We start from the raw sequence: 26,679 nt of genomic DNA on the forward strand, positions 1-26,679 counted from the left end.
TATTAAGTTCAAAATATTTTTCACCAAACTACATGTTTAAATATTTTTTTAAATAGTCTGAACGTTCTTTTAATGTTTCAAGATATCCATCTTCTTCATGTCCAGAAACAATGTTATAGCTATAGCGTCTAAATGTTTGTATAATTTCATTAAGCCCAGTATTCCCTATCTTTAAGGTTACTTGAACCAAATCGGTGTTCATTCTAGAAATAAATGCGCCTAAAAGTTTACCGTCGTTCGATTCAACAATCTGACTTATCTCACTAAATGAATAATCGTTTATACCTTTTTCCACGATTAAAATACCTCCAGCTTCAGAGAAAAAAGGCGATTCGCTAAATAAACTGATAACATCATTTAATTCATAATAACCTAAATACTTGTTATGAATATCTAAGACAGGCATGACATTGGTTGAATTTACAGCAAAAGTTTCCAAAATATCGAGCCAAACGGTATTTTTTCTAACATAAAAATCTTCCAATGCGTATTTATACTCGCTTAGTTGTTTGTCGGCGTCAAAAATATGGGCATCGGTCTCAGAAAAACAACCTAAATAGGCACCGGTATCGTCTTTTACAGGAATATGCGAGAATGTTAGTTGATTAAACAATAATTGTAAATCTCTTGTTTTACTATTAATGTTTAACGGTTTTATGTCATTAATTATAAGTTCTGAAAGTTTCATCGTTCTTTCCTAATATAAATTGATAATTCAAATAAACTAACTGCACATTCCATTTTAATAGTACTCTTAAAATGTACCGCAAATTAATCAAAAAAATAGTACCAATGCTTGTTGTACTTTGTATTTTTGTCTTTTAAAATAGATTTATGACAAAGTTAAGTGTTAATATTAATAAGATAGCAACCTTAAGAAATTCTAGAGGAGGCGATGTGCCAAATGTAGTACAGTTTGCAAAAGATGTGCAACGATTTGGTGCGGAAGGAGTGACTATACACCCAAGACCTGATGAAAGACATATAAGATATCAAGACGCTCGCAATTTAAAACCAGAAGTTTATACCGAATATAATATTGAAGGAAATCCAATAGAATCATTTATTAATTTGGTGTTAAATGTGAAGCCAACACAGGTTACGTTAGTGCCAGATGCTGTTGATGCTATAACAAGTAATGCAGGCTGGGATACTATAAAACACAAAGATTTTTTAGTTGATGTGATTAAAGAATTTCAAAACAACAATATTAGAACTTCAATATTTGTTGATCCAGTTTTAAAACAAATTGAAGGCGCCAAAGAAACTGGAACTGATAGAATCGAGCTTTATACTGAGGCATTTGCGCATCAATATAGTAAAGGAGATTTTGAAGGGATAAAATCATATGTTGAAAGTGCCGAATTAGCAAATAATTTGGGTTTAGGAATTAATGCAGGACATGATTTATCGCTTGATAATATTGAGTTTTTCAATGAGAACATACCAAATTTGTTAGAGGTATCAATTGGGCATGCATTAGTTGCAGAGAGTTTATATTTGGGTGTAGAAAATGTAATTCAAATGTATTTAAACAAACTTAAATAATGCTTTTACATTCAAATATTTTAGGAGAAGGAAAGCCATTTGTTATCTTACATGGGTTTTTAGGCATGAGCGATAACTGGAAAACCCTTGGGACACAGTTTAGTGAAGAAGGATTTGAAGTGCATTTGGTAGATCAGCGTAATCACGGAAGAAGTTTTCATGATACCGAGTTCAATTATGAGGTATTAGTTGAAGACTTAAAACAGTATTGCGATGTTAATAATCTTACCAATATAGTGCTATTAGGGCATTCCATGGGCGGAAAAACAGCCATGTTATTTGCTGCAACTTATCCTGAAATGGTTTCAAAATTAATAGTTGCCGATATTTCACCTAGATTTTACCCAGTGCATCACGAGGCTATACTAGAAGGTTTAAGTGCTTTAGATTTTAATGAAATATCTTCAAGAGGTGAGGCAGATAAAGTTTTGAGCCACTTCATATCAGATCAAGGAATCCGTATGTTTTTACTTAAAAATTTATATTGGGTAGAAAAAGGACAATTAGGGTTACGAATCAATTTAGAAGTTTTAAAAAATGAAGTTGCCGAGGTTGGTGAACCCTTGCCAAGTTATGCCAGATTTGAAAATGACACCTTGTTTTTACGTGGAGATCGCTCTGAATATATAGGAGTTGAAGATGAACGCATTATAAAAAATCACTTTTCAAAGGTTAAGATTGTTGCCATTTCCAATGCTGGACATTGGTTACATGCCGAAAATCCGAAAGACTTTTTTGAAGCTGTAATTAATTTCGTAAATTCATAAATAAATATAAAAAACATGAATTTAATTTTAAGACTACTTCTTAACGCTGTGGCGGTATTTGCTCTTGCAAATATCTTAACTGGTGTTTATGTAGATGGATATATATCGGCAATAATTGTTGCACTTGTATTGTCTATCCTAAACCTATTTGTAAAGCCCATTTTGATAATTTTCACATTGCCTGTAACCATCATAACTTTAGGGTTATTTCTGCTCGTAATTAATGGATTAATTATTCTGTTAGCAGATAAATTTATTGATGGTTTTTCAGTCGAAAATATATGGTGGGCAATCTTATTCAGTATTCTTTTATCTATACTTCAATCGCTTTTACAGTCTTTCTTGAAAACAGATAAAAAATAGCTTCAAAATCAAGTAATTAAAAACTTTGTTGGGATGTAAAAATGTATTATTTTTGCATCCCAATTTTAGTCACAGAAATCGCTGTACATTAAAGGCTTAGAGTTTCTACTAAATTTGGATATTTTCGCGTAAGCGTGAATTAATTAATTTAGGTTTAAAAACCTTTTGTTAAACTCCCGTAAAAGGGTTTTATATCATTTAAAATGAATATTACAAGAGAAAACGTTGATGCATTAAATGCTGTAGTAAAAGTTGATATCGCTAAAGAAGATTATAGCGATAAAGTAGAAAAAATATTAACAGATTACCGTAAAACAGCTAACATTCCTGGTTTTAGAAAGGGGCACGTGCCTATGGGGATGGTTAAAAAGCAATACGGAAAAGCTGTTTTGGTTGATGAAGTAAATAAGTTATTACAAGATGCTTTAAACAAATATTTAACTGAAGAAAAATTAGATGTACTTGGGCAACCTTTACCTAAAACTCAAGATGAAATAGATTGGGATGCCGATAAATTTTCTTTTGAATTTGAATTGGGTCTTGCTCCAGAATTTAAAGTAGAATTGAAAAGTAAAAAAGCCATCACGCAATACCATATTATTGCTGATGATAAAATGATTAATGAGCAAATTGAGCGTATTCAAAAACAATACGGTAAATTAGTTTCTCAAGATACTGTTGAAAAAGACAGTGAAATAACGGGTACTTTTACTAACGAGGAAAAAGAGATAAACAATACAGTAACTTTAACTTTAGATAAGTTTAAAGGAAAATCTACTGCAAAACAATTTATTGGCGCTAAAGTTGGCGATGTTATTACATTAAAAACTAAAGGACTTTATGATGACGAGCATGAATTAATGCATGCTTTAAAATTAGGACATGATGATGTTCATGGATTAGATGTTGAAGTTAATTTTGAAATTACTGAAATTAACGAACGTGAATTAGCTGATTTAGATCAGGAATTATTTGATAAGCTTTTTGGAGTAGGAAATGTAACTTCTGTAACCGAATTAAAAGCCAAAATAAAAGAAGATGCCGAAAAGCAATTTGCGCAACAAGCAGACCAAAAACTGTTAAACGATGTCACTGAATATTTAGTTGAAAATACTAAATTCGATTTACCTGCCGAGTTTTTAACAAAATGGATGCAAACAGCTGGCGAGCAAGAATTAGATGCAGACCAAGCAAGAGAAGAATACGAGAAGTCTGAAAAAAGCTTGCGTTATCAGTTAATAGAAGGAAAGTTAATTGAAGAAAATAACGTTCAAGTAACTATGGACGATATTAAGAATCATGCAAAAGAAATGATTAAAGGGCAAATGGCTCAATTTGGTCAAATGAATCCTTCTGATAAAGAGTTGGATGATATTGCTGCCAGAGTGTTAGGTAATCAGGATGAGGCACGTCGTATATCAGAGCAGTTAATTAGCCAAAAATTACTTGGTCTTTATAAGGAAAAAGCAAATATTAAAGTAAAAGAATTAAGTTACGAAAACTTTGTTAAAGAAGTTTACGGTGACAAATAGATAAATAATAAATGCTTATATTTAAGCGCTTAAATCAAAAGATTTAAGCGCTTTTTTATTAAAAACAAAATTCACATTTAATTCATTAAAACTTATCTTTATGTAAGTCAGATGGTTAAATAAAAAACACAATAAAAACGACTATGGATTACGCAAAAGAATTTGAAAAATTCGCGATAAAAGACCAAGGTATAAGCAGTACATACTATAATAAAATTATAAGTAGCATGTATCCTACTAACCTTACACCGAATATTATTGAAGAGCGCCAAATGAATATCGCAATTTTCGATGTATTTTCTCGTTTAATGATGGACAGGATTATTTTCTTAGGAACAGGAATTAATGATCAAGTGGCCAATATTATTCAGGCTCAATTATTATTCTTAGAAAGTACAGACGCTAATAAAGATATTCAAATATATATCAATTCTCCAGGAGGAAGTGTTTATGCGGGCTTAGGTATATATGATACCATGCAATTTATAAAACCAGATGTAGCAACTATTTGTACTGGTATGGCAGCTTCTATGGGGGCCGTATTGTTATGTGCTGGTGAAAAAGGTAAGCGAAGCGGATTAACGCATTCGCGTGTCATGATTCATCAACCTTTAGGCGGAGCGCAAGGTCAAGCTAGTGATATTGAAATTACGGCTAGAGAAATTTTAATTCTAAAAGAAGAACTTTATAAGATAATTAGTAAGCATTCAGGACAAGATTACGACAAAGTATATGAAGACAGTGATAGAGATTACTGGATGAAAGCTGATAAGGCCAAAGAATACGGTATGATAGACGAGATTTTGGCTCGCAAATAAATAATTTGTAATTTTAAAGAATTGTTACAGAGGTAATTATAACTTTTTACTCTCAAAATTAAATAAGATTAATGGCAAAAGAAGAATTAGAATGTTCGTTTTGTGGTCGTAAAAAACCTGAGACAAACTTGTTGATTGCGGGATTAGATGCACACATCTGTGATAGATGTATTGAGCAAGCTCATGGTATTGTACTAGAGGAATCAAAACAAAACGATAGCAGTGACTTATCTGCAGAATTAAAACTTCGTAAACCCCAACAAATTAAGGCGTTTCTGGATGAATATATTATAGGTCAATCGTCAACTAAAAAAGTAATGTCGGTTGCTGTTTATAATCACTACAAAAGATTATTGCAACCAGTTACTACAGATGATATAGACATTCAAAAAAGTAATATCATCATGGTTGGGCAAACGGGTACAGGTAAAACATTAATGGCGAAAACCATTGCTAGAATGTTAAATGTACCATTGGCTATTGTTGATGCAACGGTTTTAACTGAAGCTGGTTATGTAGGTGAAGATGTTGAAAGTATTTTAACGCGCTTGTTACAAGCCGCTGATTATAACTTAGAAAAAGCAGAAAAAGGCATTGTTTTTATTGATGAAATTGATAAAATTGCTCGTAAAAGCGATAACCCATCTATAACTAGAGATGTTTCTGGTGAAGGTGTTCAACAAGCATTACTTAAGCTTTTAGAGGGTACCGTTGTTAATGTCCCACCTAAAGGAGGGCGTAAGCATCCAGACCAAAAGTTTATTGAAGTCAACACAGAAAATATATTATTTATTGCCGGTGGTGCTTTTGATGGTATTGATCGTGTTATTTCAAAACGTTTAAATATGCAAGCAGTTGGTTACAGCGCATCAATGTCTGATGAAGTTGTCGATCAAGATAACCTTCTGCAATATATTATACCAAAAGATTTAAAAGATTTTGGTTTAATTCCGGAAATTATAGGACGTTTACCGGTATTAACATACATGGATCCGTTAGATGCAGATACTTTAAGAGCCATATTAACAGAACCAAAAAACGCTATAATCAAACAATACAAAAAGTTGTTTGAGATGGATAATATAGACTTTACCATCACAGACGGGGCTTTAGGATTTATTGTAGATAAAGCAATTGAATATAAATTGGGTGCCAGAGGATTACGTTCTTTATGCGAAGAAATTTTAACCGATGCAATGTTTGAATTGCCAAGTAGTAACGAGAAAAAATTAAATGTGACAAAGGCTTATGCCGAAGATAAATTAACAAAAACAACTTTAAAGAAACTTAAAGCAGTTTCTTAAATAGTTTGTCAATTAATATTATAAAAAAACCACGCTATATAGCGTGGTTTTTTTTATTTATGGATATTAATTAATATGGATATACGTTATTTAGTTTTTGTTACTCTTTTAATCTGACGTAAAAGTATAGCTAATAAATACATGGGCAATGACCACAAACTGTGTTTTAGACTATAAGACGAAATACTCGTTTAAAAACTTTTTTGGTAGCACTTAATCGATATGACAACCTTTTATCGATAAAATCTAAATGATGAATATGAATTTGATGTGTAAAATAGTTTGAGATTTTTTAACTTCATAGTTTGTTTTGCTAATTATTACATATGAAGAAGTTAAGAACCTTGATTTAATAAATCAATAAATGTTCTAGAATGAGTTTTGAAGAAAGTGGTTAGTTGTTCAGTTTCAGTAAATCTTCAATATAATCACGAGAATTTGAAAGTCTAGGTACTTTATGTTGTCCACCTAATTTGTCATTTAATTTTAACCAATCATGAAACAAATGTGTGCGTGCAATATTTATTTTCGGCTTGTTAAGGGTGATATTATTATAACGTTTTGCTTCATAATCTGAGTTTAATGATTTTAATGCATTATCAAATAATTCATTAAAATAATCGAGATCCTTAGGAGGTGTTTTAAACTCTATTAACCACTCATGAGCACCTTTTTCTTTGCCTTTCATAAAAATTGGTGCTGCAGTAAAATCTACAATTTCTGACTTGGTTCGTTTGCAAACTTTTTTGAGTGCGTTTTCTGCATTTTCAATAATGAGTTCTTCTCCAAAAACATTTATATGATGTTTAGTTCTTCCAGAAATTTTAATACGGTAAGGATTTAAAGACGTAAATCTTACGGTATCACCAATTTTATAACGCCATAAACCTGCGTTTGTAGTTATAATGACTGCGTAATTTTTATTGAGTTGAACCTGGCTAAGTGGAATAGCTTTTTCTTCTGAAGTCGCATACACTTCCATTGGGATAAATTCATAAAAAATACCATAATCCAGCATCAGTAGTAATTCTGAGGAATTATTTTGATCTTGAATGGCAAAAAAACCTTCAGAGGCATTGTAAATTTCATAGTATTTAAATTCCTTATTTGGTAGAATTTTTTTGTACTGATCTTTATAAGGTGTAAAGCTAACGCCACCATGAAAATACACTTCTAAATTTGGCCAAACTTCATGTAAATTTTGTTTTCCAGAACTTTCTAACACGTTGTTCAACAAGACAAGCATCCAAGAAGGTACTCCTGCTAGACTGGTAACATTTTCGTTTATAGTTTCATCAACTATAGCTTGCATCTTATGCTCCCAATCGCTCATTAGTGAGACTTTGTTACTTGGAGTGCTGCTAAACTCTGCCCAAAATGGCATATTATCAATTAAAATAGCCGATAAATCGCCAAAAACAGTACCGTTTTCTTTGTACAATTCCTTACTACCTCCTAACCTTAAACTCTTGCCAGTAAATAGTTGCGAGTTTTCGTTGTTGTTTAAGTACATACACAACAAATCTTTACTGGCTGCATAATGGCAATCTTCTAATGATTCTTCGCTTACAGGTATAAATTTACTTTTTGCGCTTGTAGTTCCACTTGACTTAGCAAACCATTTAATAGGTGTGGGCCAGAAAATGTTGTTTTCACCTTGTCGCGATCGTTCAATTGTACTTTGCCATCCCGTGTAATTCTTAATGGGAACGCGTTCTGCAAACGTTCTATAATTTTTAATAGATGCAAAATCAAATTCCTTACCTATTTCTGTATTTTTCGCAAAATCTAACAAGCTCAATAAGAGCTCTTCCTGCACTTCGTTTGGGTACTTTAAAAACAATTCAATTTGATGAAATCGCTTTTTTAAAAACCATGACGCAATAGAATTTACTAATGGAATTGACATATTTATGCTATCTTTAAGATTCTAAAAATAAGACTTTTTTTTATGACCTACCAAGGTGTTCTAACAAAAATGGAAACTGAATTTACTAGTCCAATTCAGTATTATTTAGTGTTTGAGAATGATTTTATAAATATGAATCAATTACTCAATAAAACTATTACCATACAATTTGTAAAATATCAGTGTTTAAACTGTGGATTGGATAAACCGATATTCAGACAAGGTTATGATAGGCAATGTTTTTACGATGTAGCACAAGCGGGAGATTGGATTATGAGACCAGAGTTAAGTACAGCACATTTAGATATTGCCGATAGAGATTTAGAATATGAGAAAAAAGTTCAGTTACAACCGCACATCGTTTATTTAGCGAATTCAAGTAATGTAAAAGTTGGGGTGACTAGAAAAAGCCAAGTTCCCACACGCTGGATAGATCAAGGGGCACATGAAGCCATTGAAATTGTTGAGGTCCCAAATAGGTATTTGGCTGGAGTCACAGAAGTTGCGCTTAAAGATTATGTAGCCGATAAAACCAATTGGCGCTCGATGCTTAAAAACGATATAAAAGATGAAAATTTAGTAGAATGGCGCGAACGTTTAAAATCTTATATTCCAGAAGAAGCAAAAGATTATTTTATTGAAAGTAATACAGAAACAAACCTCGAATTTCCAGTATTTAAATATCCTGAAAAACCAAAAAGCTTAAATATTGTTAAACAACATGCTTACACAGGTAAATTAGTAGGTATAAAAGGGCAATACCTCATTTTTGAAGATGAAACCGTTTTTAATGTACGTGCTAATGAAGGCTTGGTTGTTCAAATAACAATTCATTAAGTCATTTTTAACAAGGTTGTAACGGGTTAATTTTCTGTTATTTAGTATCTTGAAAATAAAAAATGAAAATTCCAGTAATGTTTTATGTAGCACTTACTACATTTATTTTAGTATTGCTCACCGTTATGGTTTCTATGAATATTGCTTTTTCATGGGTATTTTATACCATGTGTTTGGGGCAAGCCTTTCTATTAATTATGGTTTATAAGGTTTTAAAAGACCGTTATAGTACTGATAAAACTTTTGATCATTTTTATGAAGATAGACCCATAAATTACAGAAAAAATAATAACGATTCTTAAAATTGAAGAGGGAAGAAAATAATAAATCCCATAAACAATTAATGTAAATGGGATTTTAAATTATGAGAAGTTATATATGATTATATATCCTCTTGATCTCTTAAGTTTTGAATATATGCTGCTTTTTGCACTTCACGACGTCTTTTTACAGAGGGTTTAGTGAAAAACTGACCATCTCTAAGGTTCTGCATTACTTTAATATTTCTGTGTTTACGTTTGTAACGTTTTAAGGCGCGTTCTATATTCTCGCCATCTTTTACTATAATCTTTAACATAGTTTGAATTTAATATTTGATTTTTTTGTTTTAGGCTTATCCTAAATACGTTTTTAATATTTTATTTTTTGAGGTATGACGTAATTTACGAATACCTTTTTCTCTTATTTGTCTTACTCTTTCTCTAGTTAATCCAAAATTTTCTCCTATTTCCTCAAGGCTTTTGGGTGTTTTTGCATTAATACCAAAAAAGTGCTTTATCACAATCGCCTCTTTTTCTGATAACGTGTTTAATGCACGATTAACTTCAATGGTTAATGAGTTTTTTATCAGTGAAGCATCAGGTCTTGGAGATTCGCTAGACTTTATAACATCGTATAAATTAGACGTCTCTCCTTCTTTAAACGGTGCATCCATGGAAACATGTTTACCCGAAATCTTCATGGACTGCTTTACATCATTAACAGTTAAATCTAGATTAGTAGCAATTTCTTGTGCACTTGGCGCTCGCTCATGCTGCTGTTCTAGATACGAATAGGCTTTATTAATTTTACTAATTGAGCCAATTTTGTTCAAAGGTAATCTAACTATTCGAGATTGTTGTGCTAATGCAGATAAAATTGCTTGACGAATCCACCATACTGCATATGATATAAACTTAAAACCTCTAGTTTCATCAAATCGTTTTGCCGCTTTAACCAGTCCTGCATTGCCTTCGTTAATTAAATCGGGTAATGATAGTCCGTGATTTTGGTATTGCTTTGATACTGAAACTACAAAACGTAAGTTGGCTCTTGTAAGTTTATCTAATGCCTCTTGGTCTCCTTGTCGAATACGTTTTGCTAGTTCCACTTCTTCATCGGCTGTGATTAAGGGAATTTTGCTAATATCCTGAAGGTATTTATCCAGAGATTTAGTTTCACGATTGGTAACTTGTTTTGTAATTTTTAATTGGCGCATATATTATTATAGATTTTATGAAATTAGACTTCCTTATAACATAGTCAAAAAAGTCAGAAAACCTAATAAAACAGGATGTTTTTAAGTAAAAACGCGTAAAAACGTTCAAAAATCTTCAAATTTTGACGTTTTTTAACGTTTTATTGATATTAGGTAGAAACTTGTCTCAAGGCTAAATGACTCAGATTTTTTTATAAACACTATTTTACTGTGTCTTTTACTTTTTTCTTATTGCCTAATAATCCACCTAAAACATTTTTTACAGCATCTTTTGTTGTGCTGGTGGTGGTTGAATCTTTGGTTTTGTTACCTCCAACAATATCTCCTAAAACATCTTTTATAGCATCATTTTGTTTTTGCTTTACAGAATCTGTTTTTTGTTTATTCCCACCAATAACATCACCAATTAAATCTTTTACCTTGTCCTTACCTTGATTAAGTAATTTTTGTTTCTCAATCTCAATAAGTTGTTTGGTTAAAGTCGAAACTCCACTTGTTAAATCGGTTTTAACAGTGGGGCTGTTAAAACTTCCTCCAATATTTGCTGTAACCGGAATGGTAATTTTATTCGTTTCTTCGGAATTTATCTTACCTATTAGCCTGTTTATATCACTTCCTAAGTATTTTGCTGGTACGTTAAAAACGGCATTATAGTTTAAGGTTTTATCGAAACCATGAGAACCAGAAACCGTAATGGCAATATCTTTATATTTTAAATCGAAAGGTTTAACACTCACTTTACCATTGGCAAAAGCGAGTTGTGTTTTTAGGTCTTTTAAATCTAATTTATCGAAGTCAATAAACCCTAGTGCGCCCTCAAGTTTGCTAAATAATTCGCCTTCTTTAGCATTAATTCTTGTAGCTAATAATTCTGCTAGGGCATTCCCAGAAATGGTATTTAAATCTGGAGAGAATTCTTGGTCTAGTTTTCCTGAAAAGTTAAGAGTTGTATTTAATTTTCCATCGAGTAATTTCGCAATTGGCGCAAGACTTTTTAATAATTCTAAATTTTTAAATGATTCTGAAATATCAAATCCATCGGCACTTAAACTCAAGTTGAAATCTGGTGTTTCGCCTTTAGTTGATACATCACCAGAAATGGACAATGCCCCGTCAAAAATATTCGATTTCATATTTTGCAAGGTCGCTTGCTGGTCTTTAATTATTAGTTTTCCTGTAACATTTTTTAAATTCAAATTATCATAAACAACCGTTTTCGCATCAGCGTTTATGGTGCAATCTAAGAATGCAGGGATTTTTAAAGATTCAGATTTGTCAGTAGTTTTATTCGCTTTTGAAGACTGGTCTTCTGTCATAAAATCACTCACTTTAAACAGGTTTGAGCTAACATTAAAGTTTCCTTTTAAGTTGTTGTCACTCAATAAAAAGCCCAATAAATTATTAATAGTTCCTGTGGCATTTAAATCGGTATCGCCTGTTTTGGCTTTAAAATTATTCAATGAAACAGTTCCAGGGTTAAAAGTCATATCTGCTCGAGAAATATGAATTGGGTTTACAATGTCTTCTGAAGAAAATACAAAATCTGAAATGCTAGCTGAACCATTATTCTTTATACGCTGGTAGGCATTGGTTTCAATAGCGTTCATGTCAAAAGCCGTATTCAGTTTCGCTTTTAATATCCCCGTAAGGGCATTTTCCAATTCAATAGGGTATGCTTTTGTAAGGTTAGCGAGGTTTAGCGTGCCATCAATATTGGCATTAACCAGCATATTTTTTGTAATGTTTTTTAATAATGCCGATGATTTAAAAACATCATCGTCAATTTTAAAGTTCAATGCCTTTATATCTATATAGGTATCATCAACATATCCCGTTGTGTTTTTTATTTCGGTGTTAATTATAATGTTTTCAACACGTTTAGGTAAGTTTGGATATTTAAATGAAGCATTGTTTGATGTGATGCTAATGTCAAGATTAGGGATAGTTTCTTCTGAATTTAATCCTTTAATTTGACCTTTTAATTTGAAATCGCCAGTGGTTTGTACATTTTCTAAATTCTTTGAATAGGTTTTAGGAATAACGGCAAGAAAATTTTTAAAATCAGATTCTGGATTTTCAAAAGATATGTCAATTTCTTGTCCGTTTTCAAGTTGTTGCACATACCCTTTAAATTCTATAGGTAAATCGTTAATGAAACCTTTATTCTCTTTAAACGTGTATTTGCTGTTTTTTAAATCTAAACCAATAATAGCGTCGAGTTTTACCGGGTTACTACTCAGGTAACTTGTGCTATCCATAAAAAAGCTAACATTGGCTTCGCTTTTTGTGATTAATTCTGAATTTTCAGCTGAAAATGTACCATGACCTTCATGATTAAATTCGGTAATATGAAAGATGATGTTAGAACCTTCATCCAAATAGTTAATTGCACTATTTTTGATATTATAATCTTCAATATCGAAAGAAAAACTACTTGAATCCCCTTCTGCGGAAGCGTTATTAGTATCAGCTTTGGTAATATCGTAATTGTTGTTGCCTAACTTGTCAGTCTTCAAAGTTAGGAGCGCTTCATCAATGTTTATGGCGTTAATGACTATTGGGTCTTCATTAGCACTTTTAAACAATTCTTTAATAGACATGGTAAAGGCTATATCTTTAACAGTTGCAAAAGTTTCGTCTTTAAAAGGTTCAAAATTGGTAATAACCAAATCGTTTACATTGATATGTGCTTGCGGAAAACTGCGAATAAAACTCAAACTCACATCACTAAACTCCACTTGTGCATTTAAATTTTGATTTATTATTTGCTTTACCATGTCTTTTATTTTACCCTGAAATGCAAAAGGAATGGCTACCAAAAGCGCGATTAAAATAAGTAAAGTAATACTGGTAATTTTTAAAGCTTTCTTCATAAAGAATATGATTTGTATATAAAAACAGTCATTATAATATACGCAAAAATGCCATTTAAAGATGAAGAACTATCTTATTATTATGTTAAGTTTTAAAGTTGTGTGAATTTGAAATATTTAAAGTAAATCTATTTCTTCATTCACTTTTAAATGGAAGCATTTTCTAAAAAAATAAACACCTAAATACAAAAAAGGTGTATCGCAAGCAGCAACTATTACTTTAAACAGAAAGCCGCTAACTAAAAGTCCTTTAAAGTTTGCCCATTCAATTATCTCGAAAGTGCATAGCAAGAAAACAATAGTAAACGTATCTATAAATTGTGAAAACCAAGTTGAAAAATTGTTGCGAAGCCATAGGTGTCTTCCTTTGGTAAGGCGTTTCCAGAAATGGTAAATTTGAATATCTACAAATTGCGCAAATAAATAAGTAAGCATACTTGCAAAAACAGCAATCATAGAGTTTCCAAAAACCAATTGGAAGGTATCGTCATTTACATAAGACCAAGAAGTTGCGGGCACATTGCCAGCAGCGTAAATAATTAAAAGTGAAAAAAGCGACGCAAAAATTCCAACTACAACAACATCATTAGCTCGTTTTTTGCCATAAATTTCACTAATTAAGTCAGTGATTAAAAACGTTATTGGATAAGGAAGAATACCAACAGAAATTTCAAAAAGTTTACTGCCAAAAATTTCAAAATTAAACGGATACCAATAAAAAAACTTTTGAAAAATGAGATTCGAAACCACTAATGAGGTTATAAATAAAGCCCCTAAAAGGATGTAAATACGTTGGGCAGCAAGTTTATCTCTTAAGGTCATTTAAATTGTGAATAAATAGCGTATGTAAATATAAAGGAAAACCATTTACTTTTTATTATTTTGCTCCTTCATGACAAAACCAATAACATATCATATTGCATTAGGCAGTAATAAAGGTGATAAATTTAAAAATCTGCAAAATGCGGTTAATGCTATTTATTTAGAAATAGGAGCTATTAAGCTAATTTCGAAAGTGTATAAATCGCCCGCTTTAGGTTTTGATGGTGAGGACTTTTTTAATTGCTGCTTGGTTCTGGAAAGCTATTTAGAACCGCAAAAGGTTTTAGAAACACTTTTAAAAATTGAAACAACGTTAGGGCGAATAAGAACACAATCTGAAGCATACGAAGCCCGAACTATAGATTTGGATATTGTTTTCGCTGAAGCTGAAATTATTAATACCAACTCACTACAAGTGCCACATCCTGAAATGACTAAGCGCAAGTTTGTATTGAAGCCTTTAAACGATATTGCATCAAAAGTGAGACATCCTAATATAGGTAAAGAAGTTGCTGTTTTACTCGATGAATGTGAAGATGAATCGGTGTTAGAACCCATCAAAATATGGCTTAAAAATCCTAGTAAACAATACAATTTTTCAAAGTACAATTACATCGCTATTGAAGGTAATATTGGCGCAGGAAAAACCAGTTTAGCTACTAAAATGGCACACGATTTTAATGCCAAATTGATTTTAGAACGTTTTGCCGACAATCCGTTTTTGCCCAAGTTCTACGAAGATGCCAATCGTTACGCATTTACATTAGAAATGTCTTTTCTTGCAGATAGGTACCAGCAAATTTCTGATGATTTATCGCAACTCGATTTGTTTAAAGATTTTATTGTGAGTGATTATGATGTATTTAAATCGTTGATATTCTCAAAAATTACTTTGCAAGAAGACGAGTTTAATTTATACCGAAAGCTATTCTATTTAATGTATAAAGACATTGCAAAACCAGAATTGTACGTGTACTTATACCAGAACACTCAGCGTTTACAGGAAAATATAAAAAAACGCGGACGCGATTATGAGCAAAATATTGCTGATGATTATCTAGAGAAAATTAATTCGGGGTATTTAGATTTCTTGAAAACGCAAAAAGATTTTAACGTAAAAATCATCGATGTTTCGGATAGAGATTTTGTGGAAAACCGAAGTGATTATTTGTGGATTTTAGGTGAAATATCTGAGGATTTAAATCAGTTGATTTAATATATGGATCGACTTTTAGTTTGTACTTTAGGATGTGTATTCAATTAAAACTTTTAACTTTCGCTAACAGGATAGTTCAGGATGGTTTTACTTATTCGAAGTTTTATTTTTACTAAAAATTTAGATGGACATGAAAAATTCAAAAATCATTTACAAACTAACTTCATTGGTTATTTTGGTTCTTTTTATAAATTTCTACTCTTGTCAACCTGATGAGAAACCAGTGGAGTTTCTTGAAGATGTTATTACGGCACCAGATCCTGATCCGGAAGAAGAAACATCTCCTGAAGTAGAGGAGGCTATTGATGAAGATATTGGAGCTTATACCACTTGCACACCTGAGGGTCAAAATACAGAAAGAACTAAGGATATAGCTAATCCAGTTAATGTAGGAACGATTGATGATAGGAGTTGTTATGCTGACTATAAAGAAAGTAACGTAGATGGAAAAGTTTGGGGTGTTTATAATATTACTGATGGCTCCAACCATATGGATGCGCCTAATACGTTACAACCTAGAATAGAACGTTCATTACCAAGAGCAGTAAAACTTGGTGTAGGAACATATGTAAAATTTACAGGAACTGTAAGAATTCTTGAAGTAGGTGATACTACGGGAGATGGTAGTGATGGTACTTATATTGCACAAGCCAAAGGTAAACACACCGGAGGAGGTGGTTCTCCTGACCCAGCTATTTGTTTGTATTTAGCAAAGCCCGTTTATGGAACAGGTGCGAATGCAAATAAGCAAGTATCCTTTGATGTTTATGCTGAGCGTATCTTAGTGCGTGGAGGATCAGGAAGCGGTAGAGAAGTTGTTTTCCTGAAGAATATTGAGAAGAATAAACAAACCGATTTTCAGCTAGAGGTAGGTTTTAGAGTAGATCCGAACGATGCTACTAAAAAAATTCATTATTGCGATGCTGTAATTGGTGGTGAAAGTTTTAATTGGAACATACCAGAACCAGATCGTGCAACAGAATCAAAAATAAGATATGGTGCATATCGAGTAAAAGGTGGTAGAGCTCAAATTAGATGGGCAAATACGACGCATACTAAAGTAGAAAACGATTAGTGTTAATTAGTTTTGAATGAGGGGTTAAGCTTAAATTCGCAACCATTAGGAAGATTGTTGTATTTGTTACTCGTCTTCTGTGTTGTGGGTTTTTAGCCACTCTTCTCCGTCTTTGTCTACAAAGAAATCCATCCATACATAGTACATTTCATTTTCGGCATTTACACTAACTGAATGGCTGGAACCCCGCGGAATATGAAGTAAAGAATACTCAGGAAAATCAACTTGAGCATCATCAGCATAAACAATGGTTTGATTATCAGTAAGCCCCAAAAATAATTGTTCTAACATCGCATGCTCATGAGCACCAACTTTGTCGGGACCTATAGTTTTAACGGTGCCCATGGCTACTCTTGGAATGTATTTGTTAGGTAATATGGTTCTGCTTGTTGTTTGCGGACTTTTAATTGGTTCAGTATAAGATTTACAATCCGTGAACTTTTTAAAATAGATATTGTTGATATTTTCCTTAGGAAACGTTTTTATATCTTCTTGATCTAATTCAGTTTGGAATACAGATATTTTTAGATAGTGCAGTGTGTCATTTGCTATGGGCTTGAAAGATACATCACCCACATTATTTGGCAACATAATAGTCTCCGGAACAATTTCGTATGTTTTTCCACCAGAAGTCAATTGTCCATAACCTTTTATAAATAAGTAAACGAATTTATATCCATTTTCAAGCTCAACCTTTTCAGTAATATCACTTGATATTGTAACATGTTCAGAAATTACACCATCAATTTCTTTGTTTAAGATTGTTTTGTGTTGTTCTTTCTGATTAGTTTGTAATTCCATTGAAAGAAATTCAATAGGGATTTCTTGTGAATAAACACTTAAAAATGAACAAATTAAAGTGAATGCGATACTATAGATAAAACTGATTTTCATAATAAAATAAAATTGGTTTACCAATTTAATCAAAAAGGATGGATTATGCTTTATAAGTTCAGAATAATTTCAAAATGTTTGATATAAAGTAGTTACGATGCGTCCACTTTTTTCTTCCAGAATATGCTCATGAAGTTGTTTTTCGTCTTTAATTTTAAAATTAAAAGGGGGCTCTAATAAATTAACACCGCTGTTTAGTTTGAGCCTGATACCTTGGCCACTAATAATGTCTTGATTAGGTGTAAAAACACCTATAGGGAGGTGTTCGGTGAGAATAATATATTTGAAATTCACTAGTTTTTCAATTACGTGTTTAATTTCAGAATTTGATAAATGTTGCAAAACTTGGCGGAGAATAACGCAATCTGCCAACGGAATTTCGTCTTTAGCAATATCTAAACAATGGAATTCTAGATTTTTATTGTGAAACAGTTTTTTGTTCCTATTGATAAGGCTTTCAACAATATCTATTGCTATATATTTTTTGGTATGCTTAACAAGGTGCTTACCAATGTTGAAATCGCCACATCCTAAATCGCAAACCTCTAAAGTGTTTATGTGAGATTTAATAAAAGCCTTTATCGCTTCTAAATAAGGTTCTACAATTGTCGGGTCATGTGATCCAAAACCAGAATAAAAATCATATGCTTTTCCACCCCAAAGATGCTGCTCATAAATTTGGTTCATCACAGCTCGTGTTGGCCAAGGTGTTTTATTTTTTTTAGCCAACTTATATTATATTTCAGATAATTTACTAAACATATCCCAAACAACAACCCCACAACTCACCGAGATGTTTAAGGAATGTTTCGTGCCAAATTGCGGAATTTCAATCACTACATCACTAGCATCTACTACTTTTTGAGCGACACCTTTTACTTCGTTACCAAAAACTAAGGCGTATTTCGTGTTTGGTTCAACTTTAAAATCGTTGAGCATTGTAGCATTTTCAGCTTGTTCAATAGCAATGATTTTCACATCTTCAGCCTTTAATTTTTCAACTAAATCTAAAGTGTTTTCAACGTGTTCCCAAGCTACCGTATCAGTACTTCCTAAGGCCGTTTTATGAATATCTTTGTGCGGTGGTGTTGCCGTAATTCCGCAGAGATAAATTTTTTCAACTAAAAAAGCATCGCTAGTTCTAAAAACCGAGCCAATATTGTTCAAGCTCCTAATGTTATCAAGAATAATAATTATAGGTGTTTTCTTCGCTTCTTTAAAAGCATCGATACTTAACCGGTCTAATTCGCTATTTTTAAGTTTGCGCATGGTTTTATTGTTGAAATCTCGTTCTAATTGTAGATAACTTCTAAAGAATCAATCTCATAAAACATGAAATTAATAGTACATTGCATGCTACAATTTTGTCAAAAATAAGACTTATAAATTACTTTACCATTGGCTAAAAAAGCAAAAAAAGAAACCCCGTTAATGAAACAGTACAATGCAATAAAAGCGAAGTACCCTGATGCATTGCTGTTGTTTCGTGTTGGCGATTTTTATGAAACCTTTGGTAGTGATGCGATAAAAGCTGCGGGTATTTTAGGCATTATTTTAACCAAACGTGGCGCAGGGAGTGATAGTGAAACAGAGTTGGCAGGATTTCCGCACCATTCATTAAACACCTATTTACCTAAATTGGTAAAAGCTGGTGAGCGTGTCGCTATTTGCGACCAATTGGAAGACCCTAAGCAAACCAAAACCATTGTAAAACGAGGTGTAACAGAGCTTGTAACACCAGGAGTTGCCTTAAATGATGAGGTTTTAGTTTCAAAATCTAATAATTTTTTATGCTCGGTGTACTTTGATAAAAAATACATTGGAGTTTCTTTTTTAGATATTTCGACTGGTGAGTTTTTAACATCGCAAGGTAATGCAGAGTACATTGATAAATTACTACAAAACTTTAGCCCTAGTGAAGTGCTAGTGTCAAAGCAAAAGCGAACGCTGTTTAATGAAACGTTTGGGAACGATTTTCACACATTTTATTTAGAAGATTGGGTCTATCAAACCGATTATGCTTACGAAACACTCATCAAACATTTCAATACAAAAACATTAAAAGGCTTTGGTATTGAAGATTTGTATGAAGGCATAATAGCTTCAGGTTCAATTCTACATTATTTAGGTGAAACGCAGCATCATAAATTGCAACACATTACATCTATTTCTAGAATTGCAGAAGATGATTATGTTTGGATGGATAAATTCACCATAAGAAATTTAGAGCTTTACAATTCAACAAATAATAATGCGGTTACCCTTTTAAATGTTATCGATAAAACCATTTCGCCAATGGGCGGAAGATTGTTAAAACGTTGGTTAGCACTTCCTTTAAAAAACGTTGAAAAAATAAAGTTACGTCATGAGGTCGTTAGTTTTCTTTCCAAAGAAAATATGGTGCTTCAGAAGGTTCAGAACCATATAAAACACATAGGTGATTTAGAACGTTTAATTTCAAAAGTGGCAACCGGTAAAGTTAATCCGCGTGAGGTTATTCAGCTTAAAAATTCTCTAGAAGCTATCGTGCCTATTAAGTCACTGGCTTCAAATTGTGCAAATGAATCGCTTAAGATTATTGGAGACAAGCTTCAAGGTTGTGATGTGCTTCGAGAAAAAATTAAAGCAACTTTAAATGAAGATGCGCCGGTAAATGTACTGAAAGGAAATAGTATCGCCGCTGGGTATTCTTCAGAGTTAGATGAATTAAGAGGTTTGTCGAAATCTGGAAAAGATTATCTTGATAAGATGCTAGAACGCGAGAGTGAACGTACCGGAATCACTTCACTTAAAATTGCATCAAACAATGTATTTGGATATTATATAGAGGTAAGAAATACACATAAAGATAAGGTTCCTGAAGAGTGGATAAGAAAGCAAACGTTGGTGAGTGCAGAACGTTATATTACTGAAGAACTTAAGGAATACGAAGCTAAAATTTTAGGTGCTGAAGATAGAATTCAAGCCATAGAACAGCAGTTGTTTGCAGATTTGGTAAGCTGGATGAATCAATACATAAAACCAGTACAACAAAATGCTTATTTAATTGGGCAAATTGATTGTTTATGCGGCTTTTCGCAATTGGCAAAAGACAATAATTATATTTACCCTACTATTGATGATTCATTTGATTTAGACATTAAAGATGGTCGCCACCCTGTAATTGAAAAACAATTACCAATAGGTGAAGCTTATATTGCTAATGATGTGTTTTTAGACAGAACAGCTCAGCAAATCATCATGATCACTGGCCCCAATATGTCTGGTAAATCAGCCATATTACGTCAAACGGCACTTATTGTTTTATTAGCCCAAATAGGAAGCTTTGTACCCGCAAAAGAGGCAAGAATTGGGTTGGTTGATAAGATTTTTACACGGGTTGGAGCAAGTGATAATATCTCGATGGGCGAATCTACATTTATGGTAGAAATGAATGAAACCGCATCCATTCTTAATAATATATCTGATAGAAGTTTGGTCTTATTAGATGAAATTGGGAGGGGCACTAGCACTTACGATGGTATTTCAATTGCCTGGGCTATTAGCGAATATTTGCACGAACACCCCGCAAAACCAAAAACTTTATTTGCTACGCATTATCATGAACTTAATGAGATGAGCGAGACGTTTGCTCGTATTAAAAACTTTAATGTTTCTATAAAGGAATTAAAAGATAATGTGCTTTTTTTAAGAAAACTGGTTGAAGGAGGAAGTGCGCATAGTTTTGGTATTCATGTGGCGAAAATGGCTGGAATGCCTCAACAAGTTTTGCATCGTGCAAACAAAATATTAAAGAAATTAGAGCAATCACATTCAAGCGAAGAGCTTACAGATAAAGTGAAATCAATAAAAGATGAAATGCAACTAAGCTTTTTTAATTTAGATGATCCTTTACTTGAAAACATTAAAGATGAAATATTACACATTGATATTGATACACTTACGCCTGTTGAAGCGCTAATGAAATTGAACGAAATAAAGCGAATGTTAGTTAAGAAAAAACAGGCTTAAAATAATTTTGATTTATTTTCAGAAAAGGCTTTGCATTTAGCATAAATATTTTAAATTTGCATCCGCAATAGCAATATTGTAACGTTCATTAAAGACTGCGAAAGTAGCTCAGGGGTAGAGCATCACCTTGCCAAGGTGAGGGTCGCGGGTTCAAATCCCGTCTTTCGCTCTGAAACTTTCTTAAAACATACCAATGCTGAAGTGGTGGAATTGGTAGACACGTTGGACTTAAAATCCAATGTCCATTAGGACGTACGGGTTCAAGTCCCGTCTTCAGTACTAAACCTCTTGTTAATCAATAGATTTTCAAGAGGTTTTTTGTTTAAAATTATTTATTCTGAATAAATGGAGAGATTACTTTTCTAGTGACCTCCTCCATTATAATCTACAATGCCATCGCAGTTATTATCGATACCATCAGAATATACTTCCGTTGCACCAGGATTAATATCTGGATTATTGTCATCGCAATCAGTGCCATCGCCCAAACCACATGGGTTGTCACTGCCATAAGGAGCAGTAAAACCATCTCCATCCATGTCAGGGTTAATATCGCCATGACCGTAATGGGAATCTAAAGCATTTGCACTTACTTCTATGGTATGAAACCCAGAACCTGTTCTATGACAAATTAAAACTTTGTCTTCTTTAGACTTTTTAGTAGTCTTACTTTTGCTTGCTAAGATTAAGTTATCTTCTTGAAGCATAAGTTCATCTGTATTATCGCTTGAGCAATTAAATACAATTAATAAAGCAATAAATAAGTAGTTTACTTTTTTCATAAAATTTGGGATTTAAAGATTTAGTAAAGCAATTACCAACAAAAATGTCTTAAAACTAAATTTGGAAAGAATTTCTCGATATAAGAGGTGTTTTCTTCTATAATTGAAAAAAAAATGTAAATAAATCTGATAAAAAGTTAAGCATTAGCACTTTAAAAAACTTAGTGTTATGCAGTGAGAATTAATTTTAATGATGTTTTTAAATAATTTTTTTCTGTAGTAGTAAGTTGTTAAAGAAATTTATTGATTTAAATTCGCGATTTGTTGAGTTAAGATAATCTTTTGTTAGATTCATTTTTAAATGAATAAAATTTTAAGTTGAATATATTTAAATTAATAATCTCGACCAAAACAGACCTTTTGTGTTATTATTTTAAGAATTAGGCATAAAAAAAACCACCTCATAGGTGGTTTTTTATAAATTTTAAAAACTAATCAGAAATTAGTGTTCAGCTTTTAATTTATCAGCTTCTTTCTTAACTGCATCAGCAGCTTCTCCAGCTTTTTCTTTTACATTGTCAACAGCTTCACCTGCAGCATCTACAGCAGAATCAACAGCTTCACCTGCAGCATCAGCGGCTTCTTCAGCAGCTTCCTCAACAGAATCTACCGCATCGCTAGCAGCGTCTGCAGCATTGTCAACTGCGTCGCCAGCGGCATCTGCAGCGTTTTCAATGGCATCTTCCATAGATTCTCCTTTTTTGGTGTCTCTACATGAAGTGAAACATAAACTTAAAGCTAATAATAAGATTGAACTTAATAATAATTTTTTCATCAGTTGTTGTTTTAGTGTTAATTATTTTGTTGAAAGTCACAATTTAATGACTTTTTTTTAAAAATTATGATTTTTGGTAAATTCTTGATTAAAATCTCTTTATATACGCAGATAATCTAGTATTTGGATTACGGCACCCGTGTTTTTTTCAATGTATTGTCTGTTTTTGATGCCAGAATTTTTTCTTTTTTCCTCGTTTAGAATGAGTTCATTTAAAATTTGGTTAAACTCTTGCTGGTTTGAAATTGAGAACATTCCTCCATTAGTTATAAGGGCACTCGCCTCTGGAAATTTATAATGATTGTTGCCTATTATTATAGGAACTCCAAAAATTGCAGGTTCTAAGGTGTTGTGTAACCCGGTATTGCCCATAGCACCACCTACATAAGCTATATCTGCATAACTGTATATTTTTGAAAGAATACCTATGGTATCAATAATAAAGACCTTGTAATCCGATAAATTCTTGTTGTTTTTATCTGAAAACAATATGCTTTTTGAATTTATTCTCTCCTGTAATTTTTTAATTCGATCTGGTTTTATATCATGCGGAGCAATAATATACTTAATATCTTTTGATGCTTCAGAATTTATAAAATCTATAAATAATGATTCGCCTTCGGGCCAAGTACTACCAGCAACAACGCATAGTTTGTTATTTTTAAATGCTTCAACATAGGGCAATGTATTATCGGTTTCTAACTGGCTGTAAACTCTATCAAACCTAGTATCTCCATTTACTGAAACAGTCTTGTAGTTGATTGCGTTTAGAATTTCTTTAGAAACCTCATTTTGTGTAAAAATGTGCTCGAAAGTAAAAAGAGCTTTTCTAAAAAAACCTCCGTAGGCCTTAAAATAAATTTGATTTTCTCTAAAAGAAGCAGATATGAGTAGGGCACGCTTTTGCTGACTTTTCAATTCGTACAAAAAATTAGGCCAGATATCATATTTTACAAAAACGGAAAGCTCGGGTTTCACTAAATTTAAAAATCGTTTTGCATTCGTTCTGGTGTCTAGAGGGATATAAACAACAAGATCTGCTATAGGGCTGTTTTTTTTTATGTCATAGCCAGATGGGGAAAAAAAACTCAAAACTATTTTATGACTTTTATAATGATTCCTAAGCTTTGTGAATACAGGCAGCCCTTGTTCATATTCGCCTAAAGAGGCACAATGAAACCAAAGTGTTTTATCATTTTCAGAGATGCTGTCTTTTAAAATTTTGAAAGTACTTTTTCTGCCTTCAACACCTTTTTTTAGTTTGTTGTTAAACAGAGCTCCTATTTTTAAAGCAATACCTGCAAGAAAAATCCCTATGTTATAAATAAAACGCAATATTTAATTTTAAATGCTAAAATACATTTCTTTGACAGAAATTCATTGGTTAGCGATAATCATTTTTGTAATTTTGTTACGTGTTATACCGTAAAAGATTAACATTAAAATAAGTCGTATTTGATTCTTTAAATAGGGCTACAATTTTTTTTAGATGAAAAAAATTCAAATGGTTGACCTCAAAGGTCAGTACAACGATATCAAAGATATCGTTAATCCTTCTATCCAAGAAGTAATTGAAAACACAGCTTTTATTAACGGACCAAAAGTACATGAGTTTCAAAAAAACCTTGAAACGTATCTAGGCGTTAAACATGTTATTCCTTGTGCTAATGGAACCGATGCCTTACAAATAGCCATGATGGGTTTAGGTTTAAAGCCAGGGGATGAAGTTATAACTGTCGATTTTACTTTTGCAGCTACTGTAGAGGTTATTGCGTTATTGCAACTTACTCCTGTTTTAGTTGATGTTAACGAAGATGATTTTAATATTAATATTGAAGCCTTAAAAAAGGCGATAACGCCGAATACGAAAGCCATTGTACCAGTCCATTTATTCGGCCAGTGTGCTAACATGGAGGCCATAATGCATATAGCTAAAGCGCATAATCTCTATGTTATTGAAGATAATGCTCAAGCAATTGGAGCAAATTACACTTATAGTAACGGCACAAAAGTAAAAGCTGGAACTATAGGCGATGTTGGTGCAACATCGTTTTTTCCATCAAAAAACCTTGGTTGCTATGGTGATGGTGGCGCTATTTTTACCAATAATGACGAATTAGCTCATACTATTCGAGGTATCGTAAATCACGGCATGTACGAGCGCTATCATCATGATGTGGTAGGGGTGAATTCAAGATTAGATAGTATACAAGCTGCAGTTTTAGATGCTAAACTACCAAAATTAGATAGCTATAATAAATCGAGACAAAATGCAGCGAGAAAATATAATCAAGCGTTTAAAAATATTAAACAAATTATAACACCGAAGGTTTCAAATGGCTGTGGAGATATTTGTGATACATGCGACTGTCATGTATTTCATCAATATACATTGAAATTAAAAGGTGTTGATAGAGATGCTTTAGTAAAACATTTAAACGATAAAGGAATCCCATGCGGCGTATATTACCCAATTCCACTGCATAAACAAAAAGCCTATCAAGATTCAAGATATAATGAGAAAGATTTTGCAGTTACCAACCAATTGGTTAAAGATGTTATTTCATTGCCAATGCATACTGAGCTTGAAGATGAACAAATTGAGTTTATAACATCTGCAATTATAAAATTTATAAATGGATAAAATATTAGTTACTGGTGGTTTAGGTTTTATAGGGTCGCACACGGTTGTAGAATTACAAAATAAAGGCTACGAAGTTGTAATAATCGACGATTTATCAAATTCTTCTGTGCAGGTGCTTGACGGTATTAAAGCCATAACAGGAAAAGCCGTGATTTTTAAGAGGTTAGATTTAAAAGATAAAACTGAAGTTGAATCGTTTTTTTCTAAACATCAAGATATAAAAGGGGTAATTCATTTTGCTGCAAGTAAAGCTGTAGGCGAAAGTGTAAACGAGCCTTTGATGTACTATGAAAACAATCTAGCCTCCTTAATATACATTTTAAAAGAATTGAAGAAATTGCCATCAGCAAGTTTTATTTTTAGTTCTTCATGCACAGTTTACGGGCAAGCTGATGAATTACCTATTACAGAAAATGCTCCCGTTAAAACAGCGGAATCACCATATGGAAACACCAAGCAAATTGGCGAAGAAATTATAGCTGACACTTGTAAAGTAGTGCCATCATTAAAAGCGATTGCATTGCGTTATTTTAATCCTATTGGCGCACATGAGTCTGTTGAAATTGGCGAATTACCAATTGGCGTTCCACAAAATTTAGTGCCTTTTATTACACAAACGGCCATTGGTTTAAGAGAACAATTATCGGTTTTTGGTGATGATTACCCAACGCCCGATGGCACTTGTATTAGAGATTATATTCATGTAGTAGATTTAGCTAAAGCTCACGTGATTGCTTTAGGTAGATTACTTAAAGGCAATAATAAATCGAATTACGAAACTTTCAATCTAGGAACAGGTAAAGGTAGTTCTGTATTAGAAGTGGTTAATGCTTTTGAGGAGGTTTCTGGAGTAAAATTAAACTATAAAATTGTTGGAAGACGAGAAGGCGATATCATTTCTGCTTACGCCGATACAAATAAAGCCAATAATGATTTAGGATGGAAACCGACTTTATCTCTTAAAGATGCTATGTTATCTGCATGGAAATGGGAGCAGAAAGTTAGAGGGAATTAGATTAAATTAATTTACAA

General features: G+C 32.6%; 25 protein-coding genes and 2 tRNA genes. 15 read left to right on the plus strand and 12 right to left on the minus strand.

Annotation, left to right across the window (positions count from 1 at the left end; translation table 11 throughout):
• Window positions 1-28: 28 nt before the first annotated feature.
• A complete protein-coding gene (locus BUA46_RS10275; protein WP_019387666.1) occupies window positions 29-688 on the minus strand; it encodes a CBS domain-containing protein in 660 nt (219 codons plus the stop codon).
• Between the two features lie 146 nt (window positions 689-834).
• Between BUA46_RS10275 and BUA46_RS10280 the strand changes: the two genes are divergently transcribed.
• The 6 genes from BUA46_RS10280 to clpX all read left to right on the plus strand — a co-directional run bounded on the left by BUA46_RS10280 (window position 835) and on the right by clpX (window position 6,332).
• Window positions 835-1,548: a pyridoxine 5'-phosphate synthase gene (locus tag BUA46_RS10280; RefSeq protein ID WP_019387667.1), complete on the plus strand. Its 714-nt coding sequence runs from the start codon at window positions 835-837 to the stop codon at window positions 1,546-1,548.
• Complete coding sequence (locus BUA46_RS10285) at window positions 1,548-2,315, plus strand: alpha/beta fold hydrolase (RefSeq protein WP_019387668.1); 768 nt, start codon at window positions 1,548-1,550, stop codon at window positions 2,313-2,315. The genes BUA46_RS10280 and BUA46_RS10285 overlap by 1 nt, the downstream gene beginning before the upstream one ends.
• 15 nt (window positions 2,316-2,330) lie before the next feature.
• Window positions 2,331-2,678, plus strand: a complete 348-nt coding sequence (locus BUA46_RS10290) for a phage holin family protein (RefSeq protein WP_019387669.1) — start codon at window positions 2,331-2,333, stop codon at window positions 2,676-2,678.
• A 203-nt stretch (window positions 2,679-2,881) separates the two neighbouring features.
• Window positions 2,882-4,210 (plus strand): trigger factor, encoded by a 1,329-nt coding sequence (gene tig, locus BUA46_RS10295; protein WP_019387670.1) that lies wholly within the window; start codon window positions 2,882-2,884, stop codon window positions 4,208-4,210.
• 143 nt (window positions 4,211-4,353) lie between these two features.
• A complete protein-coding gene (gene clpP / locus BUA46_RS10300; RefSeq protein WP_019387671.1) occupies window positions 4,354-5,028 on the plus strand; it encodes an ATP-dependent Clp endopeptidase proteolytic subunit ClpP in 675 nt (224 codons plus the stop codon).
• Between the two features lie 71 nt (window positions 5,029-5,099).
• Window positions 5,100-6,332, plus strand: a complete 1,233-nt coding sequence (gene clpX, locus BUA46_RS10305) for an ATP-dependent Clp protease ATP-binding subunit ClpX (RefSeq protein ID WP_019387672.1) — start codon at window positions 5,100-5,102, stop codon at window positions 6,330-6,332.
• Between the two features lie 394 nt (window positions 6,333-6,726).
• Here the strand turns inward: clpX and BUA46_RS10310 are convergent, their stop codons facing one another.
• Window positions 6,727-8,241: a GH3 auxin-responsive promoter family protein gene (locus BUA46_RS10310; protein ID WP_019387673.1), complete on the minus strand. Its 1,515-nt coding sequence runs from the start codon at window positions 8,239-8,241 to the stop codon at window positions 6,727-6,729.
• 42 nt (window positions 8,242-8,283) lie between these two features.
• On the opposite strand from BUA46_RS10310, the gene BUA46_RS10315 reads away from it, so the two are divergent.
• Together BUA46_RS10315 and BUA46_RS10320 are read left to right on the plus strand one after the other, a co-directional pair.
• On the plus strand, window positions 8,284-9,078 hold the full coding sequence (locus tag BUA46_RS10315) for a DUF2797 domain-containing protein (protein WP_019387674.1): 795 nt from the start codon (window positions 8,284-8,286) through the stop codon (window positions 9,076-9,078).
• A 62-nt stretch (window positions 9,079-9,140) separates the two neighbouring features.
• Window positions 9,141-9,380 carry a hypothetical protein gene (locus BUA46_RS10320; protein ID WP_019387675.1) on the plus strand — a complete coding sequence of 80 codons (240 nt, stop codon included), beginning with the start codon at window positions 9,141-9,143 and terminating at the stop codon, window positions 9,378-9,380.
• A gap of 80 nt (window positions 9,381-9,460) precedes the next feature.
• Here BUA46_RS10320 and rpsU read toward each other — a convergent pair whose 3' ends face one another.
• The 4 genes from rpsU to BUA46_RS10340 form a co-directional block, all read right to left on the minus strand.
• Window positions 9,461-9,655 (minus strand): 30S ribosomal protein S21, encoded by a 195-nt coding sequence (gene rpsU, locus BUA46_RS10325; RefSeq protein WP_019387676.1) that lies wholly within the window; start codon window positions 9,653-9,655, stop codon window positions 9,461-9,463.
• Between the two features lie 36 nt (window positions 9,656-9,691).
• A complete protein-coding gene (locus BUA46_RS10330) occupies window positions 9,692-10,555 on the minus strand; it encodes a sigma-70 family RNA polymerase sigma factor (RefSeq protein WP_019387677.1) in 864 nt (287 codons plus the stop codon).
• 200 nt (window positions 10,556-10,755) lie between these two features.
• A complete protein-coding gene (locus BUA46_RS10335) occupies window positions 10,756-13,428 on the minus strand; it encodes an AsmA family protein (protein WP_019387678.1) in 2,673 nt (890 codons plus the stop codon).
• A 117-nt stretch (window positions 13,429-13,545) separates the two neighbouring features.
• Window positions 13,546-14,250: a queuosine precursor transporter gene (locus BUA46_RS10340; RefSeq protein ID WP_019387679.1), complete on the minus strand. Its 705-nt coding sequence runs from the start codon at window positions 14,248-14,250 to the stop codon at window positions 13,546-13,548.
• Window positions 14,251-14,320: 70 nt separating this feature from the next.
• Here BUA46_RS10340 and folK point away from each other — a divergent pair, with 70 nt between their 5' ends.
• Together folK and BUA46_RS10350 are read left to right on the plus strand one after the other, a co-directional pair.
• Complete coding sequence (folK, locus tag BUA46_RS10345; protein ID WP_019387680.1) at window positions 14,321-15,466, plus strand: 2-amino-4-hydroxy-6-hydroxymethyldihydropteridine diphosphokinase; 1,146 nt, start codon at window positions 14,321-14,323, stop codon at window positions 15,464-15,466.
• A 130-nt stretch (window positions 15,467-15,596) separates the two neighbouring features.
• Window positions 15,597-16,541: a hypothetical protein gene (locus BUA46_RS10350; protein WP_143148119.1), complete on the plus strand. Its 945-nt coding sequence runs from the start codon at window positions 15,597-15,599 to the stop codon at window positions 16,539-16,541.
• A 66-nt stretch (window positions 16,542-16,607) separates the two neighbouring features.
• On the opposite strand, the gene BUA46_RS10355 is transcribed toward BUA46_RS10350, so the two are convergent.
• The 3 genes from BUA46_RS10355 to BUA46_RS10365 form a co-directional block, all read right to left on the minus strand.
• Window positions 16,608-17,435 carry a hypothetical protein gene (locus BUA46_RS10355; protein WP_019387682.1) on the minus strand — a complete coding sequence of 276 codons (828 nt, stop codon included), beginning with the start codon at window positions 17,433-17,435 and terminating at the stop codon, window positions 16,608-16,610.
• Window positions 17,436-17,504: 69 nt separating this feature from the next.
• Window positions 17,505-18,164 (minus strand): class I SAM-dependent methyltransferase, encoded by a 660-nt coding sequence (locus tag BUA46_RS10360; RefSeq protein ID WP_019387683.1) that lies wholly within the window; start codon window positions 18,162-18,164, stop codon window positions 17,505-17,507.
• A 6-nt stretch (window positions 18,165-18,170) separates the two neighbouring features.
• Window positions 18,171-18,704, minus strand: coding sequence for an RNA methyltransferase (locus BUA46_RS10365; protein ID WP_019387684.1), 534 nt, complete (start codon window positions 18,702-18,704; stop codon window positions 18,171-18,173).
• 129 nt (window positions 18,705-18,833) lie between these two features.
• On the opposite strand from BUA46_RS10365, the gene mutS reads away from it, so the two are divergent.
• The 3 genes from mutS to BUA46_RS10380 all read left to right on the plus strand — a co-directional run bounded on the left by mutS (window position 18,834) and on the right by BUA46_RS10380 (window position 21,725).
• Window positions 18,834-21,446, plus strand: a complete 2,613-nt coding sequence (gene mutS, locus BUA46_RS10370; RefSeq protein WP_019387685.1) for a DNA mismatch repair protein MutS — start codon at window positions 18,834-18,836, stop codon at window positions 21,444-21,446.
• A gap of 97 nt (window positions 21,447-21,543) precedes the next feature.
• A tRNA-Gly gene (locus BUA46_RS10375) sits at window positions 21,544-21,615 on the plus strand.
• Window positions 21,616-21,641: 26 nt separating this feature from the next.
• Window positions 21,642-21,725, plus strand: a tRNA-Leu gene (locus BUA46_RS10380).
• An 83-nt stretch (window positions 21,726-21,808) separates the two neighbouring features.
• Here BUA46_RS10380 and BUA46_RS10385 read toward each other — a convergent pair.
• From BUA46_RS10385 to BUA46_RS10395, 3 genes are all read right to left on the minus strand, one after another.
• Window positions 21,809-22,228 (minus strand): putative metal-binding motif-containing protein, encoded by a 420-nt coding sequence (locus BUA46_RS10385; RefSeq protein ID WP_019387686.1) that lies wholly within the window; start codon window positions 22,226-22,228, stop codon window positions 21,809-21,811.
• 442 nt (window positions 22,229-22,670) lie between these two features.
• Complete coding sequence (locus BUA46_RS10390) at window positions 22,671-23,003, minus strand: hypothetical protein (RefSeq protein WP_019387687.1); 333 nt, start codon at window positions 23,001-23,003, stop codon at window positions 22,671-22,673.
• 99 nt (window positions 23,004-23,102) lie between these two features.
• Complete coding sequence (locus BUA46_RS10395) at window positions 23,103-24,338, minus strand: 3-deoxy-D-manno-octulosonic acid transferase (protein WP_019387688.1); 1,236 nt, start codon at window positions 24,336-24,338, stop codon at window positions 23,103-23,105.
• Window positions 24,339-24,492: 154 nt separating this feature from the next.
• Between BUA46_RS10395 and BUA46_RS10400 the strand changes: the two genes are divergently transcribed.
• Complete coding sequence (locus BUA46_RS10400) at window positions 24,493-25,647, plus strand: DegT/DnrJ/EryC1/StrS family aminotransferase (protein ID WP_019387689.1); 1,155 nt, start codon at window positions 24,493-24,495, stop codon at window positions 25,645-25,647.
• Window positions 25,640-26,662, plus strand: coding sequence for a UDP-glucose 4-epimerase GalE (galE, locus tag BUA46_RS10405; protein WP_019387690.1), 1,023 nt, complete (start codon window positions 25,640-25,642; stop codon window positions 26,660-26,662). The genes BUA46_RS10400 and galE overlap by 8 nt, the downstream gene beginning before the upstream one ends.
• Window positions 26,663-26,679 lie beyond the last annotated feature (17 nt).

The organism is Algibacter luteus (assembly GCF_900141715.1).
In the GTDB taxonomy this organism is placed as follows: Bacteria; Bacteroidota; Bacteroidia; order Flavobacteriales; family Flavobacteriaceae; genus Arenitalea; species Arenitalea lutea.